This is a genomic window from Anaerotignum propionicum, assembly GCF_024461735.1.
Classification (GTDB): domain Bacteria; phylum Bacillota; class Clostridia; order Lachnospirales; family Anaerotignaceae; genus Chakrabartyella.
Map to the genome: position 1 here is coordinate 193,028 of NZ_JANGAD010000006.1, position 19,047 is coordinate 212,074.

Sequence of the window (19,047 nt, forward strand, 5' to 3'; positions counted from 1 at the left end):
AGCTTTTGGAACAGTAAACTAACCAGTTGTATTTCTCCCTCCCCCTCTTTTTTCAATAGATTCTTTTCATTATGAAATGCTGTTATATAATTAAATGGTTCTAAGCATTTTTATAAGATACTTCTGATAACTTTTCAATCTTTATACTTTCTTTATAAATATCCCTTATTCTTAATTTATCACAAGGAAAAGAGGGATTTAAATGGAAAATATATTAACTACAGAAAACTTATGTAAAAATTTCAAAAAACAAAAAGCAAATGACAGTATATCCATTACCGTTAGAAAAAATAGTATTTATGGCTTACTTGGCCCCAATGGTGCAGGTAAATCCACATTTCTAAAAATGATAACAGGTATGGTGAACCCGTCGTCTGGCGAAATCTATTTTAACAATAAGCCATGGACTAGAAAAGACTTGGCGCATATTGGTGCTCTCATTGAATCCCCACCTATTTATGAGAACCTAACAGCATTTGAAAATCTCAAAGTAAGAGCCTTACTATATAATTTACCGGATAGCAGAATAAAAGAGGTTCTTGAAATTGTTGAGCTTACAAAAACAGGTAAGAAAAAAGCAGGACAATTCTCAATGGGTATGAAACAAAGACTGGGTATCGCTATGGCACTTTTAAATAATCCAACACTATTAATCCTTGATGAACCAACAAATGGACTAGACCCCATTGGAATTCAGGATTTAAGGGAACTTATTTTATCATTTCCCGAGAAAGGCATGACTGTTATTTTATCAAGCCATTTATTATCCGAAGTGGAGCAAATTGCAGATGATATTGGCATTATTGCAAACGGAAAGCTGTGGTATCAGGATTCAATCCATAGTAATGAGGATTTGGAAAGTCTGTTTATGGAAGTAGTAAGAAAGTCAGGTGATTATAATGGTTAATTATTTGAAAGCAGAATTTCTAAAACAAAAGCACAGATTTAGTCTAAAATTACTATGGTTAAGTCCATTGGTTGCCGTGGCTCTTGTCATTGTTCTAATGGGTGGACGCTTTTTCGTAGAAGGCGCATTTAACTGGTGGTATACAATGATTTTACCGGGTACCCTTTCCATGATTATAGCCTTTACTATTTCGGCAGAAAAAAAGCATAATCATCATGGATTATTTTCTGTTTCCATCAACAAAAAAATGCTGTGGATTTCACAGCTAATTATGAATACAATCTTGCTTTTCAGTGCAAATCTAATCTTTTTTATGGTGCTAACTATAGTCGGAATAGCCATCGGTATATCAATGCCAGTTCTGAATTGCTTCATAGCCAGTTTTGTTCTATTTCTAACCTTTGCATGGCAAATACCTCTGTTTATGTTTATCAGTGAAAAAATCGGTTCTTTTTTCTCAATTATGTTAAGTTTGCTTTGCAATATGGGATTTGGAATTTTTTTTGCACCAACAAGATTGTGGTTTGTTCCCTTTGCAATTCCTGGCAGATTAATGTGTCCTATTATCAAAGTTTTACCAAATGGCTTACCGCTGGAAGCAGGCAATCATTTAGGTGATACCTCAGTTATTTTAATGGGTATTATCATAACAGTGGCATTGTATTTACTTTTCTCGGTTATTACTACAGTATGGTTTCAACATAGGGAGGTAAAATAAATGTGTTTTTATAACAATGTGAAATCAGATTTATATAAATTATGTCATTCTCCCCTGTTGCTCATTCATTTCATTGTGCCTGTGATAGGGATTATATTGTTTGTTTGGTATTACTCCTTCTCCCCATGGAATGAAATTACCAAGGTATCAGCATATATACAAATACTATCTGTTGTTTTTCCTGTATTAATTGGAATCATTACTTCTATCTTGGCGGAATCCGAACAAAAAGCAGGCGGTTTTCAAATGCTTCTTTCCACTGCAACCCCCAAATACGTTCCCCATATCACGAAACTGCTTTGGCTTATTTTTTTTGGCTTATGTGCGTCGTTGTTTGCATTGGTTGGGTTTGGAATAGGCTTTAGCCTATTAGGATATACAACATTTCAACTTTTATTTTATTTCAAAACTGCGCTTCTCTTGTCCGTCAGCACGATACCTTTATATTTACTGCACTATACAATCAGCTTTATCGCAGGCAAAGGCTACAGTTTGGGGTTAGGGATTGTAGGCAGCCTTTTGTCCGCACTGCTTTTAACAGGGTTGGGAGATGACATTTGGACTTTTCTACCTTGGGGAATCTGTGCAAGAGTTTCTGAATTATTATTAATATCAAATTTGAGGAATATTGATTTTTTACAGTTTGATGGTATGATACAAGGTATAATATTTATTTTCATTTTCACTTTTCTTTTTCTCATGGCTCTCCTTTTATTCACTCATAAATGGGAAGGTAGAAAATTAGAAGATTAAAAGATAGGAGATTTTATGGCTAATATTCTTGTTATTGATGATGATATTGCAATATGTAAGCTAATCGAGACTGCACTCACAAGAGATGGACATGTTGTTTTAACGAAAAATTCTGCTTTTGAAGTTTCAGTAAATGATTTTAAACAGATTGATTTAATTCTCTTGGATATTATGATGCCTCATCTTGATGGCATCACCTTTTGCAGAGAATACAGAAGTATAATTGATTGTCCAATATTATTTTTAACGGCCAAAACAATGGAGCAAGATATTATCCAAGGTTTCTCTGTGGGTGGTGATGATTATATCAAAAAGCCTTTTCGCATATCAGAGCTCAGGGCGAGAGTCAATGCACATATACGCAGAGAACATAGAGATAGACATCAGAGTTTAATTTTAAACGATTGTGTTTTTGATTTATCAGCGAAAACTGTAACCATTCAGAGCAACGTAATAAACTTAACCAAAAGTGAATATGAAATTTGTGAACTATTGGCAAGAAATAAAGGCCAGATTTTTTCCCTTGAAAATATATTAGAGAATGTATTTGGCTTCGATTCTGAAAGCGATATTTCGTCCATTCGTGTACACATTAAAAATATTCGCAGTAAATTTAATGATGTTGCAGAATGTCCCATTGAGACGGTCTGGGGGGTGGGCTATAAATGGAAATAAGAAAGAAAAAAACAATTTCCATATATAGATTATTTTTAGAACATTTGATTGGACTTTCCATCGCCACTATAGTGTTTATCCTGGCATTGATTGTCATTATTTCTGTTTCTTTTCAATCCGGTTTTATATTACCAGCGAATTATACGGATATAAAAATAAATCAATTAGAAGAAACTTTTGTTGAATCTTTTGATAAAAGCGCTTTACCCCCTTATTGCAGCTATGTTGTTATAAATGTAAATGGTGATGTTTCTGAAAGCAATATGACAGAAAGGGAATTGAAAAAAACAAAATCATATTTGTTAAGTGGCAACAAATCTTACTATGATTTTTACAAGGAAATATCACAATATAATGGCAATATCATTATTATTAAATATGATATTCTTGCCCATTTTAGGAATCCCCTGCTTCATAAAATGATTCCTTATCCCGAGCTGTTGATGTTATTTTTTCTTTTGGTATGTATCATATTGTTTGCAGTTATCGCAGCTGCAAAATTCAGCAAAAGGTTGAAACAAAATTTGAATTCTATTATCATTGCCACCGAAAAAATAGGAAATCAAGATTTGGATTTTGATATTATCCCCACTCAAATTCTTGAGTTTAATACTGTTTTAAATACCATTGAAGATTTAAAAGTTGCATTGGCTGCGTCACTGAAAGAACAGTGGGATAAGGAGCAGCAAAAGAAATCACAACTTTCTGCATTGGCTCATGATATTAAAACACCCTTAACTGTAATTAAAGGCAATGCTGAATTATTAGCAGAAAGTGATTCTTCCAAAGAGGATAAAGAAATGATTTCTTTCATCCAGTCAAGCTCAGATACCATTGAAAAATATTTGGAGTTGCTGATGAATGTTGTAAATAACCGTTCCATACACATTGATAAAAATATAATTTCTCTGACAGATTTCCTTCATGATGTTTCTACTGAGTCAGTCGCACTTTGCAAAACGAAGCGTTTAGCATTTATGTTAAACAATACTGTAAAATGCGATACCATATATGCAGACGGTGCATTGCTGAAAAGAGCTATTATAAATATTATTGATAATGCTGTTCGCTATTCCCAAACCAACTCTGAAATTGATCTAACCGTTTCGGAAAATGGAGCGTATATCATGTTCTATATTGCTGATAAAGGAAGGGGCTTTTCAGAAGAAAGCTTAAAAAAGGCAACACAAGAATTTTTTACAGAAGACACCTCACGAACCAATCAGCACTATGGTTTAGGCCTGAGTTTCGCAAAAGCTGTAGCTGAAATTCACCAAGGAACCCTTGAATTAAAAAATCATATAGATACAGAAGGTGCAACTGTAGGTATAAAAATATCAAAAGTTCACTTTTAATATAAACTAAGCTATGTAAGAATAAAAGCCAATGTACTATAATCAGCGCATGGGCTTTTTTTGTGTGTCAAATAAACAAGCTAGAGAATCCAGCAAAAGAGAGGTTAATGCTCTAGGGGACACCCCCATTGATTTAATTTGAATCATTTTTTTGGTGCTTCCCCTGAATCATATCAGTCAGTAATCGTCTTGCTGGTTCCGGCAGTTGATCTATGCTGGTTAAATAACCAGCTACACTATCTCTCACTTCGCCATTGGCCATAATATGTGTAATTTTCCCTTTCCCCTTTGTGCTTTGTTTCTTCATGACAACACCTCCTGCTTATGCATATGAAACAAAAAAATTGTCCTATTCGTTCACATAAGAAAATAGATGTATTTCGCAATAAGCCAAAAACTTTCCACAAAAGGCAATGTTGATAAAAGACAAAAGTTATTTCTATATTCATTAAACGTGTAATAAAGTTTTATATAGCCAATTCATTAACGCTGATAAATTACTATTTATAAGATGTTTCTATCAGCGATTTTCCCCTGCTCCTGCTTATGAAACAAAAAAATCATTCCGGAGTGATGCAAAATAAATTGAAACGTTTGTTAAAAGGAGATATCCACATGCATGAAAAATATATGGTTTTTGGTTATGTCCGTGTTTCCACTGATAATCAGCTTGAGAATTATAGCATTGACCAGCAGATTGAGCGACTTACCGCATACTGCAAAGCAAAAGACTGGGTCTTGATAAAGATTTATACTGATGGTGGCTTCTCAGGGGGTAACACCAACCGCCCCGCTTTAAAACAAATGTTGGATGATATTAAAAAAATAGAAATAGATGCGGTAATTGTTTATAAGCTTGACCGTTTAAGCCGCAGTCAAAAAGATACCCTCATGCTAATAGAGGACGAGTTTCTCGCCAACAATGTAGATTTCGTATCCATTAACGAAAACTTTGATACCTCCACCCCTTTTGGGCGGGCAATGATTGGGATTTTATCGGTATTTGCACAATTGGAAAAAGATCAGATTACAGAGAGATTTACAATGGGTAGAATCGGCCGCGGAAAAGCCGGTTACTTTCACGGCGGAGGAAATTCTCCCTATGGATATGATTATGTAAACGGCGAATTGATGGTGAACGAATATCAGGCAATACAAATTAAGGAAATATATGATTTATTTATCTCAGGCAAAAGCATGAATGCCATCACAAAAATCATGAAGGGTAAATATGAGAATCGAAACTGGACGGCGACAGCGGTTCGTAATGCTTTAAAAAACAGCATCTATATTGGCAAGGTACAATTTAAAGGTATAGAATATGACGGAATACATCCTCCTATTGTTTCTTTAGAGCAATATAAAGAGGTGCAGCGTCTACTTTACTGCCAAGAAAGAGAAAACAGAAAAACCACGGCACAGAAGTCTCCATTTCGTGGGGGATACCTTTTATCCAGCTTAATATACTGTTCTTTTTGCGGTGCAAGATATAGTGCAAACCATGGCTATTACAAATGCTATTCTCGCTCCAAATCTTCCGAAAAATTTATTACTGACCCTAACTGCAAAAATGATAACTGGAAAATTGAAGAATTGGATCTCCTTGTTCTGGAAACCATTAGAGAGCTGGTGGAGAACAAGGAGATGATTCAGCAACTAACGTCTTCATTAAGACAAAATAATGAATATTTCATTGATACGAAAAAAATTCATTCCCGCTTGGAAAGCATAAACAAACAGCTAAGCAAGTTAATCGATTTGTATCAAATAGGAAGCCTACCCATTGATATATTAACAAGCAAAGTCGAGACCTTAGTTCAAGAAAAAAATGCCCTATTAAAAACATTGAACAACAAAGAGGACAAATCAGAAGTGATTTCTACTTTCATTGACTCTTTAATTACTTTTGAAGCCCAGTTTGAAACCTTTGATTTGGATGCCAAAAGAATGCTGGTTGCTACCCTCATTGAGCGAATTGAAATTGATGGCAACAATGTGCAAATCAAATGGAGATTATAATACAAAACTATTTATACCATGTGTATGGGATTTGGATGTAATGCCGCAGGCATTGTTGGCTGTCGCATCATTGACTCGCCAAGAGAGCGTTTGCTGGCGATAATTACTAACAATTTTGTTCCCTGCAACGGTAGATTGCCACAACCACACAAAGGGAAAGAAAGTATTCCAATAATCTCTAATTTGCCAGATTATAAAAATAACTAGAATCAGTTTATACATAAACATTTCTCATTTTAATTCATTGTCTCAATGGTTTTTGCATTATGTTCTTTTTATTAATTCTAATACCTTTTGCAGCGCATCCGCAGCCTCAATATCTGGTGCTGTCCCCATTTCCTGATTGCAGCTTCCATCGGCGTTTAGGCAGTATTCCACATCAAACTGAATCAAAAGATGGCTATTCGGCAATTCAAATAGGATTGGACCACCGCTGTCAGAGCCCCCCGTCGTTTGCCCAACCAAAGTGGCAAAACCTGTGTCTTTACAAAATACCGCAAAGGCCTCCGCCGAGGAGTATACGGAAGGACCTACCAAAACCCATATTTTCCCACCAAATAGCTTTTCGTTTCCTTTCGGTTTCGTAGTCTCTTTTAATTCCCTTGCAAATGCCAAATCAACCAAATCCTCCCTAGGCAGTTCCTTAAATATCTTGTCGTTCTTAACTGCCTCTAAGCTTAATAGGGAATCCTTGTAACCTTCCATGTAAAATTGCCGTGTTAATTCGGTATCCTTCATTAAACGTACCAAGCGAGAGCTGATCGGTTCAGCAATATTAGGACGGACAAAGGCCTCCTCCCAATAGGCAGTATTTCCGCCACCATTTGCTTGAATGTCTATAATTAAATTCTCGTAATTTTTAACTTCCTTTAAAAAAGTCTCTATTTTTGGCAAATCATCTTCCATATAGGCATCATCAAAGGAATTCACCCTGATGTAAGCAGTTTTTCCTGCTTCAAGAATCTTTGTTGTCAGATTTCCACTTGCAGACTGGTTTTCTACCTCCTGCTGATCCTTTGATTTCTCCCCTTGAGACTCATCTTCATTCGTATCCTCTTGGGAAAGTGTCAATAAGTAATCACAATATTGATAAAAGGAAGCAACCTCCGGCTTTTCAATGACATCAACCCACGGCTGTACCTCGGGCATTTCTTCAACATAATCTTTATAAACGCCTAAACCTTTATAGTAGTTAGGATTGATAATACTCACGTGTCCAACCGTACCACAGGCATCATACAAACTATTTGCCACAATGTCTAAAAACTTTAACATTGACTCGTCACTCCCCACCTCAACATTTAGAAGCTGAGAGCGATACTCTGAGATAATTGCATCGTAATAATTTGGATTTTCCGGCTTGCTTCGTGCAAGAACACCCCAAAAAGGATAACTTTCTTTCATGGCCTTCCACATGTTATCATAATCAGAAATCATTTGTTCATTTGTTAACAGCTTATCTGCATACAGAACTTCGCTAGAATTCAAACTGTTATTTCCCTCTCGGATGTCTCCTTGCTGTGGTTCACACCCAATTAGGCAAAAACTAACAGCAATGGTTAATATCCCTCCGACTATTTTTCTTTTCACGCTATCAATCCTTTCCAAGTGCCCAGCTATTACTGGTTTTAGTTTTACAAACCCATCATTAGTTGAATTACTTGCCCTTTTCATAATATGTAATTAATTTACACATAGAAATTCTCTCCCTTTGTTTAAACGAAGAGAAAGATTTTTTCATCCATATATTAACATTATACATGTTTTATTAGATTCTTCCAGTCTAATTAACAAAAATTCATAATCCTCTCACCTTCTTTGAAACAATCCTTCTTTCGTTCTAAAATAAAATATAAAAAGATACACAACCATTGTAAAAAACACAGAAATCGTATATACTAAACAAGTAACCACTGACACCAAATACAGGATATGAGGTGAAAGGCTTGCGGTCACATAATTCCTTATGGAAAACTGCGCCTTTAGGCGTATTTTTTTTGCTAAAAAATGAAAAGGAGCTGTTCTTATGGAAACCAGAGTTGCAATTATTGGAGTTATCGTTGAAGAAGTTGATTCCGTTGAGAAATTAAACAATATTCTCCATGACTACGGGATGTATATTATTGGAAGAATGGGCATTCCTTATAAAGAAAAGGATATAAACATCATTTGTGTTGTTGTGGATGCCCCCAATGATATTATCAGTACGTTATCAGGTAAACTTGGAAAGCTGCCCGGTGTGAGCACCAAAGCGGTGTATTCAAAGTATTCTGCCAAAATAGAAGAGGAATAACATGAAAGAACTTATAGATAAATTGTATTTAAATCAGGAGCTTACATCTGCAGAGTTTAAGGCTCTTATCGAAGGAAGAACATCAGAGCTTTCTGAATATCTTTTTGAAAAATCACGTCAGGTGCGGATGACCCATTACGGTAATGATATTTATATGAGAGGGCTCATTGAATTTACAAATTACTGCAAAAATGATTGCTATTATTGCGGGATTAGAAAAAGCAACTCCAAAGTACAACGATATAGATTAACAGAAGAAGATATTTTAAACTGTTGCCAAACCGGATATGAACTGGGTTTTAGAACTTTCGTCCTCCAAGGTGGCGAAGATATGCATTTTTCCGATGAAAAAATAGTGCACATCATTACGTCAATTAAAAAACAGCATCCCGATTGTGCCATAACTTTATCCATTGGAGAACGAAGCCATGAAAGCTATTTGGCATTTTTTAATGCTGGTGCGGAACGATATCTATTACGCCATGAAACAGCCAACGCACAACATTATAATAAGCTGCATCCCGCAAATCTTACCTTAGCTAGTCGAAAGGCATGCCTATTTGATTTAAAGGAAATTGGTTTTCAGGTTGGGGCTGGCTTTATGGTGGGCTCTCCCTTTCAAACAGTGGACAATCTTGTAGAAGATTTACTTTTTATAAAAGAATTAGAGCCTCATATGGTTGGTATTGGACCTTTTATTCCCCATCACCAAACACCTTTTGCAAACGAAGCAAGAGGTTCCTTGGAGTTAACGCTATTTATGCTGGGGCTCATTCGGTTGCTATTACCCGAAGTTCTTCTCCCTTCTACAACAGCCTTGGGAACCATTGATCCCTTGGGGAGAGAACTTGGCATTTTAGCCGGCGGCAATGTTGTAATGCCCAATCTATCACCTGTTTCAGTGAGAAACAAATATATGTTATATGACAATAAAATCTGCACCGGCGATGAAGCCGCAGAATGCAGATTTTGTATGCAAAAAAGAATGGAAGGCATCGGATACCAAGTTGTGGTATCCCGTGGCGACTGTATTTCTTTGCAATAAATAAAACTGACGGGGAAGAATATCTGACCCAATTAAGAAAGGATAAAAAAATGTATAATTCTAAATCACACAAAGCAGAAGAATTTATCTGCCACGAAGAAGTGCTGGCATCACTGAACTATGCCGAAGAAAATAAAAACAATATAGACCTCATTGATAAAATCATTGAGAAAGCCAAACTGAGAAAAGGTCTTACCCACAGAGAAGCCGCTGTGCTGTTGGATTGCCAAATAGAAGAAAAAAATCAAGAAATATATGCGCTGGCTGAACAAATTAAAAAAGATTTTTACGGAAATCGTATTGTCATGTTTGCACCGCTATATTTATCTAATTATTGTATAAACGGATGTGTATACTGTCCGTACCATCTTAAAAATAAACACATCACCAGAAAAAAAATGACTCAAGAAGAAATTAGACGTGAAACCATTGCTTTGCAGGATATGGGACACAAAAGGCTTGCCCTTGAAGCAGGTGAAGACCCTATAAATAATCCAATTGAATATATATTGGAGTCCATAAAAACAATTTATAGCGTAAAGCACAAAAATGGTGCTATTCGACGGGTAAATGTAAACATTGCGGCAACTTCCGTTGAAAATTATAAAAAATTAAATGACGCAGGCATAGGCACCTATATTTTATTTCAGGAAACCTATCACAAAGACAGCTACGAGAAACTTCATCCAACAGGTCCAAAGCATGATTATGCTTACCATACGGAAGCCATGGACAGAGCCATGGAAGGTGGCATTGATGATGTAGGCATTGGGGTATTATTTGGTCTTGAATTGTATCGCTATGAGTTTTCTGCCCTACTCATGCATGCGGAGCATTTAGAAGCCACTTATGGTGTTGGCCCTCATACAATTAGTGTTCCCAGAATTCGCCCTGCAGATGACATTGACCCCTCAACTTTTGACAACGGAATTGATGATGATACCTTTGCAAAGCTGGTAGCTTGCATTAGAATCAGTGTGCCTTACACTGGCATGATTGTATCCACTCGTGAGAGCAAGGAATGCAGGGAAAGAGTTCTCCATCTTGGTGTATCACAAATAAGCGGCGGCTCTAAAACAAGTGTCGGCGGTTATGCAGCAGCGGAGCCTGAAGAAGAAGATTCTTCTCAGTTTCAGCCCAATGATAATAGAACCCTGGATGAGGTTGTAAAATGGTTAATGGAATTGGGATACATCCCTAGCTTTTGCACAGCTTGCTACAGAGAAGGTAGAACCGGGGATCGTTTTATGCAGCTTCTGAAAAGCGGACAAATTCAGAATTGCTGTCATCCCAATGCTTTGATGACTTTGAAGGAGTATCTTGAGGACTATGCCTCTTGCGAAACAAGCAACCTTGGAAACCAATTGATTTTGGATGAAATTCACAACGTTCCAAATGAAAAAATAAGAAAGATTGTAATTGAAAATCTAGAAAAAATCGGCAATGGAAGCCGTGATTTTAGGTTTTAGGAGGTTCAAATGGGATTAAATGAAACACCGGCAGCAAATAGAATTCATATTGCTTTTTTGGGGAAAAGAAACGCAGGAAAATCCAGTATTTTGAATGCTATTTCAAACCAAAACTTAGCAATTGTTTCTGACACAAAAGGAACGACCACCGACCCTGTATATAAAGCAATGGAACTGCTACCCCTTGGGCCCGTAATGCTGATTGATACACCCGGTATTGATGATGAAGGCGCCTTAGGTGAGCTCCGTATAAAAAAAACACAACAAGTACTTAACAAAACGGATATCGCTGTGCTTGTAATGGATGGAAGAGAAGGAAAATCAGCTGAAGATGAAACTTTGATCCAACTGTTTCAACGCAAAGAAATTCCTTATCTTCTTGTGTATAACAAATGCGACTTGTTTGATTACAAAAATCCTGAGGAATATAGCATTTCTGTAAGTGCAAAAACAGGAGAACAGATAAATGCTTTAAAAGAAATAATAGCAAAACGAATCACAACGGAGGATCCAAAGCTTCGACTTGTTGGCGATATTTTAAAGCCTTGTGACTATGCCATGCTTGTTGTGCCCATTGATAAAGCAGCCCCAAAAGGTAGGTTAATTCTGCCTCAACAACAGACCATTCGGGATATTTTAGAGGCAAGTGCTGTTTCAATTGTTGTAAAAGAAACAGAATTTGCAGAAACTATAAAAAATATAGGGCTAAAACCTAAAATTGTAATCACTGATAGTCAAGTATTTCATAAGATTCATGCTGAAACACCTGAGGATATCTTTCTCACCTCATTTTCTATCCTAATGGCTCGCTATAAAGGCGTTTTAAAAACTGCTGTAAATGGCGCGAAAACATTAGACATGCTGAAAGATGGTGATAAAATTCTTATTTCGGAAGGATGTACTCACCATCGTCAGTGTGACGATATTGGAACGGTTAAACTTCCCCAATGGATAAAAAACTACACCAAAAAAGATTTTGAATTCCAATTTACATCCGGCACTGAATTTCCAGAAAACCTTAGCAGTTATCAATTGGTTATTCACTGCGGAGGATGCATGCTAAATGATAGAGAGATGAAATATCGGCAGAAATTCACAGTAGAAAGTAACATTCCTTTTACAAATTACGGCATTCTCATTGCCTATATGCAAGGCATTTTGCAACGAAGTATTTCTATGTTTCCTGAATTCCTTGCAAAATAAAACCAATATTTTTAAAATCTCTAGAGATTTCAAAATCTTTTAATAATAATAGCTTCCTATCTTGATACTGCATATTAACGTATTCTGACCTAAAATGATAGCCAGCGTTTATAAAACGCTGGCTTTTGCATTTTGAACTCACTTGATAAAATATTTCCTTCACTCCTCGTGTTATAACTATGTAGAAAAATCACACCCGATAAATACCTATAATATCATCGGGTGCTTTCTAGATAGTAAAACGGGGGAGTTTTACTCTTTTTTAAACACTAAATCAGATCCGATTTTTGCAACAGTCGTTCAATCATTGCCGCAACCTCAGCTCTGGTGATATACGCCTTAGGCATAAGCGTGTTTTTTCCTCTGCCAGAAACAATGCCTGCTTTCAAACATTTTCCAGCACTGTCAACTGCAAAAGATGATACAGATGCGCTGTCAGTAAACATTGAAATCAGAGCTTCCCCTTCCTTCTCTGTCATTTCGGTCTTTAATCCAGTAATTTTCATAGCTCGTGCAAGCATAGCCATGGCTTGTTCTCGGGTAATTTTGTCATCAGGCCCAAACGCTGAGTCAGAATATCCCTTGATGATGCCATAAGTTGTAGCTGTTTTTACATATCCGCTATACCACTTTGCAGAGGTGACATCTGAAAAGCTGTCGACACCTACATCCGGTTCAAGTCCCAATGCTCTAACCATTATAGCGGCAAATTCAGCTCGTGTCATGTCTCTGTCGGGTTCATAATTGCCCTCTCCAACACCACCAACAACCATTCTTGAGCCCATGTTATTGATGGATGCTTTCGCCCAATGGTTGTTTACATCTAAAAAGGTAACCGGATTCCAAACTACAGAGTAAGTGCTGTTTGTTAAGCTGTTTATTACAGCATAGTATTTGTTGTCTATCACAGTCACCCTAGTAGGCACATGACGCGTTGTTCCATCAGGATTAACAACAATGCCAGTGGTAATTTTAGTGGGGTCAACGCCGTTGGGAATAGCAATGGTTCGCTCCACATATGCGTTAAAACTGCTGACATCTACTGCACGTCCACCATAACTACAGGTAACGGTAAAATCAACCGCCGCCATAACAGGTGTGAACCCACCATGATTGCTTGCTTGTTCCACAAGGCTGCTCATTTGCTTTGAAGGTTCTGAAATAATTACAGAAACCGCAATATCCTTTAAAGCTACATCTTTACCAAGCTGTTGTGAAACCGCTTGAATGTTGATTTGTTCTGCGGGCAGAGAATAGGTTGCAGTCTCTGTTTTGATTACAAGGGTTGCTTCCCTTTTCTCCATATTCTTGACCATTTCACCAGTTAAAACTCCTGCCGCAGCATCAGCTTTCCCTGTCACTGGAATAACCACTGTTGCACCACTTTCTTTGGATGCAAGAATGCTCTCTAATTTTTCAGAATCCACAGTCACAGTGGTTATAGTTCTTCCATCTTTATCTTTTGCAGTTTGGGCTGTCCCCGCCGTTTTGGTTTCTCCATTGACAATAACGGGTACACCCCCCGATTGTTCCGTTGGGGAGCCACCGCCTGAAGATCCACTTCCACCTTTTTTCGGTGTGGTTACACTCACCTGATTAGAATAACAAGTAAAGTCACCACGCACAGAAACCGATGAGCCCACAGGGATGGTATTCGCTGTAATAATCATAACAGAACGAAGAAGATATATTTTACCTTCCTCTAATCCCACAGAAATGGATTTAGAAGATGCATTTATCGTCCCTTCCACAGAAGCCGCCTTCCAAGTAACTCCGTTATCATCCGAAACTTGCATGCCTATACTCTTGGCGTTTCTGACCGTAGCCGTAGCCCATACTCCACTGTCAAAGCTAAGAGTTGCCCCCTTACTTGTGGTACTATCCACCTTAAGCAGTGGTGAAAAATATACAGGAGGTCCATATTCTATGCCTGTTTTTGAATCAATATAGTTATCATCCTGATCCAACATTATGGCAATATCCCCATCCCCATTATCTGCAAATGTATTTGTATCTTTCAATATCTGTCCAATTTTAAAGCCTTCCTCACTGGTAGTCAATTTAATTCCATTCAATTTAACCTCAGCTGGATAGGAGTAGTCATGATACGAACCAACGCCGTCAAACCCTCGTGCATTGTGATGCAATCGGTTTCCGGTAATGGTTGCATCCAAATTGTAAAAAGGACACATGGTGATTCCGGCACTATGGAACCCCAGCAGTTTCAAAATACTGTCATACCCACTCATATCGTTTCCGGTGACAGTACAATTACCTCCGTAAAGATAAACTGCATACTCAAACCCATCTGATTGATTCTGTCTTTTTGGTTTATCCGTTCCCACGAATGTATTATCTTTGATAACTGCCACGCCATTTCGAATCGCAATAGCATTTCTAAAGGAATTTGTTGCGCCAAAGGTACAATTTTGCACAGTAGTAGTCACTGCGCCCGGTTCCGCATGAACGCCAAAGTTATTATGGTTTCCGTTCATGTTGGGAGATGTGGGATACGGGTCTGATTCAAGGTTAGCAAAAAACCCTTCAAAGCGCACACCATCCAACAAGAGGGAGCCCCCTGTTTTCACGTTGATTGCGGCGAGAATCCTGTTTGATTCATCTAATAATGTAACATTGTCTATGTTCAAGCTTGCATTCTCAATCGCTAGGAATACAGGCCCATTGACCGAGTTACCTTCTTTTTTAACGATAGTATCGGCAATCCCTGTACCAACAATCACTGTTGCTCCATTTCCGTGAATGGTCAAATCCCGTTTTAGAATTGCTCCATCATAGGAATAAGTGGTACCTGAAACCAGATTGATTGTTTTTACATAGGCTGCCGCCATATAAGTCTTTAATTCATTTGAATCATGAGCTGTAACAACCCCTGGCTTAGATAGTGAAACTGTATTTGATATATCATCGGCAACAACAGATAAGGTGCCATCACCATATTCAAGGGCAGTAACTTTCTGTGCTCCAACAGGTAACCAAAGGCAAGCAGTCCCATCTTTATCTGCCACAGCACGATAGGTATAACTCCCTCCATTCACTTCGCAACGAATCTCTACAGTATCAGCAGGATCGGTTGTAACCTTTACCAAATAAAGGTCGTCACCGTCGATAGTATTTTTAATGCTGCGTGATACAACACCCTCCATCATGACATTGCCTATATTACCTGTTTCGATGTATACACCCTTCCCCATAATAGAGGCCCTTTGTGCTGTCACACCTTGACCGCCACGGATATAAACTGCCCCAGCATTATTTGCAATTGTTACAACACCCGGGTTTGCATTTTTGCTATCCGCATTGCCATATGCTCGCACACCAACACCGCCAACATCTGTTGTACCGTTACCACCTTTCGCGGATAACTTTGCTTCATCTTTTATAACGATTGCTCCACAGTCTGAATAAATTCCATGGGCACCATTTATATAAGCATTCCCTCCTGTAGCAGTAATCTCTCCAGCTGCAATTGTAATATTATTTGTGGCAGATATTGCTCCGCCTCCTCGGGATGCAGTGGATTTACCACCCCTAGCTTTAATCATACTATTGGTAAAGACGATATTTCCACCATCGGGGGAAGTCTTGGCAAAAGAAGCAGAAATACCGTTACCTCCACTAGATGCGTTTGATGCTCCACCTTCAGCAGTTACCTTGCTGTCAATAACTGTTATATTTCCGCTGCTGGTCGAAACACCACTAAAAAAAGATGCCAAAATGCCCGTTCCGCCACCACCACCACTACCTGTGGCTTCACCACCATAGGCTTCGACTGTGGCATTATCAATGGTTATATCCCCCCAGCCTATCGTAATTCCATTACCAGCTTCACTAACGGCAGAGTTCCCACCTTTTGCAATGACTGTAACGCCATCTTCAATAAAAAGCTTTGCCCCTGAGCTATTACCAGTTGTACTAGCGATGATAAGGATACCTTCGCCGCCGTTTCCTTTGCTGGCACTTCCCCCTGTTACATTCAATGTCCCACTGCCAGTAATCTTTGTTGTGTTATCTTGCTCCGAAGCAATTCCATGTCCATACCAAGGTTTGCTTCCATTGCAATTACCGGAGATATTGCATGTACCTGATACATCAATGGTTGCAGAGTCCTTCAAAAGAAGAGCCGTAAATAAATGCCAGTCTTCCATACTGCCTGTAGGTGCAGTTATATCAATGTTCTTTAAGTTCAATTTAATTTTATTGGATACCACCACTGTGGTTTTTGAACAAACAATTGGCTTACCATCAACTAAATCACTCTCAAGGGTAACCTCAGAATCATCTGCCGATTGCACCTCAATTTTGATAGCGGCAGTAGGCGCCTTATGTATGGTAAGGACATCATTAGCCCCCGATAATAAAACAGCCTGATCAGAACCTGTCCAGTTATAACCTTCGTTATTGATTTCATAATCAGGAGATTCAATGGGATCTCCACTGCCTGTAATCACACACTCCGCTTGAATAGCTTCCTTCACATTAATACTCAGTGTTGCTTCAGTTTGGCCGTTTGTCCCAGAACCACTCCATGCATAAGCATATGTCGATGCTCCTGTTGCAGACGCTGTTAGGGTAACTGCATCACCTTTAAGCACCTTTGCTCCACTGCTAATCGTAGCGCTATTTACAGTGGCACCTATTTTACCGTTAGAGGCATTTCCCTCTGTGGAAGCCGAGAATTCCACTGTATAATAGTTCAAAGCTACACTATTATTGTCACCACTAATCACAAGGCTTCTTCCCGTATTGTTTCCGTTAATATAAATGGTATAGTCTCCATTTTCTACTGAAGCTTCATAAATACCGTCATCGCCTTTGGGCAGTGCAATTCTCCCAGTACCTATTCCCAACTCCACGTTTCCTTCTACGTCTGTTAGGGTATCATTTAGATATGTACGAATTGTAGCAGTATAGGTCGCTCCTGGGGGATTCACTGTGAAACTCACATTAAAACCCTTAGACTCAATTTGACTGCCTGAAACAGTCACCGTAGCCGTATATGTTCCTTGCGTCAACCCAGTTACAGGGGTTACATTGAAACTGGTCTTTCCTTCAACAGGAAGAAGACTGGGAATACTCTTTTTAGAAAGCTCAAATGCCTCAGGATTATTCCCTGCTAAGGTCACAGTCAAATCTCCCGTTTCTACCAAGCCGTTATTATTAACCCAAGCTTGAGAAAATGGTTGCGTACCATATCCTTCATTGGCAGCATTAAATGTAACATCATTGGCAATCAATTCTATGTTTGCCAACGTATCCCCATATGCCTGTAGTGTCATTGTAGGCATAAGCCCTATTGCCATTACCAGTGCGACAAAAATTGCTGTAAATCTTCTTGTTATGTTTTCAGTCATATTTTATCCCCCTACCCATTTGTCGTGAAACCTTCTTCTTAAGGAATATTATATCGACTGATTCTCGCAAAAATCTCGCAAAAACGACATGCAAGAAGATAATTAATATTGTTTGTCCGTGTATTTTTCTACTCCATTTCTATGGATTCAAAAAGTTTTGTAATACTTCTTTGAGGCTTGATTTTCAATTCTTCTTGTAATATTTTCTCATACTCAATATAATGCTTTGCCGCTTTTACAGAATCTCCTGTTTTCTTGTATAACGTCATCAGCATAAATGTTACATTCTCTTCAAAAGGATTTTTGCGGTAAGCCTTCTTCAGCATACTCTCTGCCTCGTACAGCATTCCCACCTGGATATATTTTTCAGTCAGACGCAATAGTGTATCAATCTCCCAAAGTTGTAATAACTCCCGTTCTTGTTCTACCCAAGACCATCCCTCAGGTGAAAGATACTCACCATCAAACAGCTGGAGCGCCTCTTCCAATGTTTCAATAGTATCTGAGCCACCTCTTTTTTTCATTTTCTCTTCTATCAATAAACGGTCATACCAAACGTCTCCTAAACTCAGGCAGTAGTGACCTGATATATGAATCTGCTCAGATCCAACACCATACTCTCGCAGTGTTTTTTTAATATGATAAATACAATTATGTAGCTGTGAAATGGCCCGATCAAAGGCATAGTCATTCCACAGTTCATCAATAATCCGACTTTTTGACATCGTAACACCTGCATGATTCAGTAAAAATGCAAAAAGCTCTTTTTCTTTCTCTGTGCGCCATTTGATAGGCTTCTTATCCCGCCACCCCAAGCGAAGACCACCCATACACCTTATTTCTAAGACTTCATTCAGAATTTGTGGCTTCTTTTCGTTATCCTTAACCAGCCTGCCAATTGTTCGATCCAGCCGTTCTCTTGAAACTGGCTTAAGGAGATAATCCATGGCTTCCACCCGAAAAGCTTCAAAAGCATATTGCTCATAAGCAGTGACAAAAATGATCTTCGTTTCAATGGTTTTTTCCCAAAGCTTATTACTTATAGTCATTCCATCAATTCCGGGCATGTTAATATCGATAAACACTGCATGGGGTCTCAACCTTTCCACCATCTCCATACCTTCCACGGGATTCAAATATTTCCCCACTATTTGAACCAGAGGATAAGCCCCCAATAAAAATTCCATTTCCAGCAAGGCTGGCTCTTCATCATCTATCAGTATTACATTTATCATTGC

15 protein-coding genes are annotated in these 19,047 nt (G+C 38.2%); 10 read left to right on the plus strand and 5 right to left on the minus strand.

What is annotated here, in order from left to right:
* Window positions 1-202 precede the first annotated feature (202 nt).
* Genes NE558_RS09790 through NE558_RS09810 form a run of 5 tightly spaced genes read left to right on the plus strand, consistent with a single transcriptional unit; the run spans window position 203 to window position 4,408 of the window.
* On the plus strand, window positions 203-907 hold the full coding sequence (locus NE558_RS09790) for a lantibiotic protection ABC transporter ATP-binding protein (RefSeq protein ID WP_256149860.1): 705 nt from the start codon (window positions 203-205) through the stop codon (window positions 905-907).
* Entirely contained in the window at window positions 900-1,625 is a 726-nt protein-coding gene (locus NE558_RS09795; RefSeq protein WP_256149861.1) for a lantibiotic immunity ABC transporter MutE/EpiE family permease subunit, read from the plus strand. Before NE558_RS09790 ends, NE558_RS09795 begins: the two co-directional genes overlap by 8 nt.
* Window positions 1,626-2,378, plus strand: coding sequence for a lantibiotic immunity ABC transporter MutG family permease subunit (locus NE558_RS09800; protein WP_256149862.1), 753 nt, complete (start codon window positions 1,626-1,628; stop codon window positions 2,376-2,378).
* Window positions 2,379-2,393: 15 nt separating this feature from the next.
* Window positions 2,394-3,053: a response regulator transcription factor gene (locus tag NE558_RS09805; protein WP_256149863.1), complete on the plus strand. Its 660-nt coding sequence runs from the start codon at window positions 2,394-2,396 to the stop codon at window positions 3,051-3,053.
* Complete coding sequence (locus tag NE558_RS09810; RefSeq protein ID WP_256149864.1) at window positions 3,044-4,408, plus strand: HAMP domain-containing sensor histidine kinase; 1,365 nt, start codon at window positions 3,044-3,046, stop codon at window positions 4,406-4,408. The genes NE558_RS09805 and NE558_RS09810 overlap by 10 nt, the downstream gene beginning before the upstream one ends.
* Window positions 4,409-4,541: 133 nt before the next feature.
* Here the strand turns inward: NE558_RS09810 and NE558_RS09815 are convergent, their stop codons facing one another.
* Window positions 4,542-4,715 carry a BOW99_gp33 family protein gene (locus NE558_RS09815; RefSeq protein WP_256149865.1) on the minus strand — a complete coding sequence of 58 codons (174 nt, stop codon included), beginning with the start codon at window positions 4,713-4,715 and terminating at the stop codon, window positions 4,542-4,544.
* Window positions 4,716-5,023: 308 nt separating this feature from the next.
* Between NE558_RS09815 and NE558_RS09820 the strand changes: the two genes are divergently transcribed.
* Window positions 5,024-6,427 carry a recombinase family protein gene (locus NE558_RS09820; RefSeq protein ID WP_256149866.1) on the plus strand — a complete coding sequence of 468 codons (1,404 nt, stop codon included), beginning with the start codon at window positions 5,024-5,026 and terminating at the stop codon, window positions 6,425-6,427.
* Here NE558_RS09820 and NE558_RS14785 read toward each other — a convergent pair.
* On the minus strand, window positions 6,422-6,649 hold the full coding sequence (locus tag NE558_RS14785; RefSeq protein ID WP_330643445.1) for a hypothetical protein: 228 nt from the start codon (window positions 6,647-6,649) through the stop codon (window positions 6,422-6,424). The two genes, NE558_RS09820 and NE558_RS14785, sit on opposite strands and share 6 nt — an antisense overlap.
* 42 nt (window positions 6,650-6,691) lie before the next feature.
* Window positions 6,692-8,017 (minus strand): S41 family peptidase, encoded by a 1,326-nt coding sequence (locus NE558_RS09830; protein ID WP_256149867.1) that lies wholly within the window; start codon window positions 8,015-8,017, stop codon window positions 6,692-6,694.
* A 436-nt stretch (window positions 8,018-8,453) separates the two neighbouring features.
* On the opposite strand from NE558_RS09830, the gene NE558_RS09835 reads away from it, so the two are divergent.
* The 4 genes from NE558_RS09835 to hydF are packed head-to-tail and all read left to right on the plus strand — an operon-like array spanning window position 8,454 to window position 12,437.
* Window positions 8,454-8,720 (plus strand): TM1266 family iron-only hydrogenase system putative regulator, encoded by a 267-nt coding sequence (locus NE558_RS09835; RefSeq protein WP_256149868.1) that lies wholly within the window; start codon window positions 8,454-8,456, stop codon window positions 8,718-8,720.
* A gap of 1 nt (window position 8,721) precedes the next feature.
* On the plus strand, window positions 8,722-9,765 hold the full coding sequence (gene hydE / locus NE558_RS09840; protein WP_256149869.1) for a [FeFe] hydrogenase H-cluster radical SAM maturase HydE: 1,044 nt from the start codon (window positions 8,722-8,724) through the stop codon (window positions 9,763-9,765).
* A gap of 50 nt (window positions 9,766-9,815) precedes the next feature.
* Window positions 9,816-11,234, plus strand: a complete 1,419-nt coding sequence (hydG, locus tag NE558_RS09845; protein WP_256149870.1) for a [FeFe] hydrogenase H-cluster radical SAM maturase HydG — start codon at window positions 9,816-9,818, stop codon at window positions 11,232-11,234.
* Window positions 11,235-11,243: 9 nt separating this feature from the next.
* Window positions 11,244-12,437: a [FeFe] hydrogenase H-cluster maturation GTPase HydF gene (hydF, locus tag NE558_RS09850; protein WP_256149871.1), complete on the plus strand. Its 1,194-nt coding sequence runs from the start codon at window positions 11,244-11,246 to the stop codon at window positions 12,435-12,437.
* Between the two features lie 269 nt (window positions 12,438-12,706).
* On the opposite strand, the gene NE558_RS09855 is transcribed toward hydF, so the two are convergent.
* Both NE558_RS09855 and NE558_RS09860 read right to left on the minus strand, forming a co-directional pair.
* Window positions 12,707-17,809 carry an S-layer homology domain-containing protein gene (locus tag NE558_RS09855; RefSeq protein ID WP_256149872.1) on the minus strand — a complete coding sequence of 1,701 codons (5,103 nt, stop codon included), beginning with the start codon at window positions 17,807-17,809 and terminating at the stop codon, window positions 12,707-12,709.
* Between the two features lie 128 nt (window positions 17,810-17,937).
* Window positions 17,938-19,044: a response regulator gene (locus NE558_RS09860; RefSeq protein WP_256149873.1), complete on the minus strand. Its 1,107-nt coding sequence runs from the start codon at window positions 19,042-19,044 to the stop codon at window positions 17,938-17,940.
* Window positions 19,045-19,047 lie beyond the last annotated feature (3 nt).

Excerpts from the sequence above, each read along its gene's own strand:
- NE558_RS09790 (WP_256149860.1), top strand. The coding sequence starts at position 203 with ATGGAAAATATATTAACTACAGAAAACTTATGTAAAAATTTCAAAAAA.
- NE558_RS09795 (WP_256149861.1), top strand. The coding sequence starts at position 900 with ATGGTTAATTATTTGAAAGCAGAATTTCTAAAACAAAAGCACAGATTT.
- NE558_RS09800 (WP_256149862.1), top strand. The coding sequence starts at position 1,626 with ATGTGTTTTTATAACAATGTGAAATCAGATTTATATAAATTATGTCAT.
- NE558_RS09805 (WP_256149863.1), top strand. The coding sequence starts at position 2,394 with ATGGCTAATATTCTTGTTATTGATGATGATATTGCAATATGTAAGCTA.
- NE558_RS09810 (WP_256149864.1), top strand. The coding sequence starts at position 3,044 with ATGGAAATAAGAAAGAAAAAAACAATTTCCATATATAGATTATTTTTA.
- NE558_RS09815 (WP_256149865.1), bottom strand. The coding sequence starts at position 4,715 with ATGAAGAAACAAAGCACAAAGGGGAAAGGGAAAATTACACATATTATG.
- NE558_RS09820 (WP_256149866.1), top strand. The coding sequence starts at position 5,024 with ATGCATGAAAAATATATGGTTTTTGGTTATGTCCGTGTTTCCACTGAT.
- NE558_RS14785 (WP_330643445.1), bottom strand. The coding sequence starts at position 6,649 with ATGTATAAACTGATTCTAGTTATTTTTATAATCTGGCAAATTAGAGAT.
- NE558_RS09835 (WP_256149868.1), top strand. The coding sequence starts at position 8,454 with ATGGAAACCAGAGTTGCAATTATTGGAGTTATCGTTGAAGAAGTTGAT.
- hydE (WP_256149869.1), top strand. The coding sequence starts at position 8,722 with ATGAAAGAACTTATAGATAAATTGTATTTAAATCAGGAGCTTACATCT.
- hydG (WP_256149870.1), top strand. The coding sequence starts at position 9,816 with ATGTATAATTCTAAATCACACAAAGCAGAAGAATTTATCTGCCACGAA.
- hydF (WP_256149871.1), top strand. The coding sequence starts at position 11,244 with ATGGGATTAAATGAAACACCGGCAGCAAATAGAATTCATATTGCTTTT.
- NE558_RS09855 (WP_256149872.1), bottom strand. The coding sequence starts at position 17,809 with ATGACTGAAAACATAACAAGAAGATTTACAGCAATTTTTGTCGCACTG.
- NE558_RS09860 (WP_256149873.1), bottom strand. The coding sequence starts at position 19,044 with ATGATAAATGTAATACTGATAGATGATGAAGAGCCAGCCTTGCTGGAA.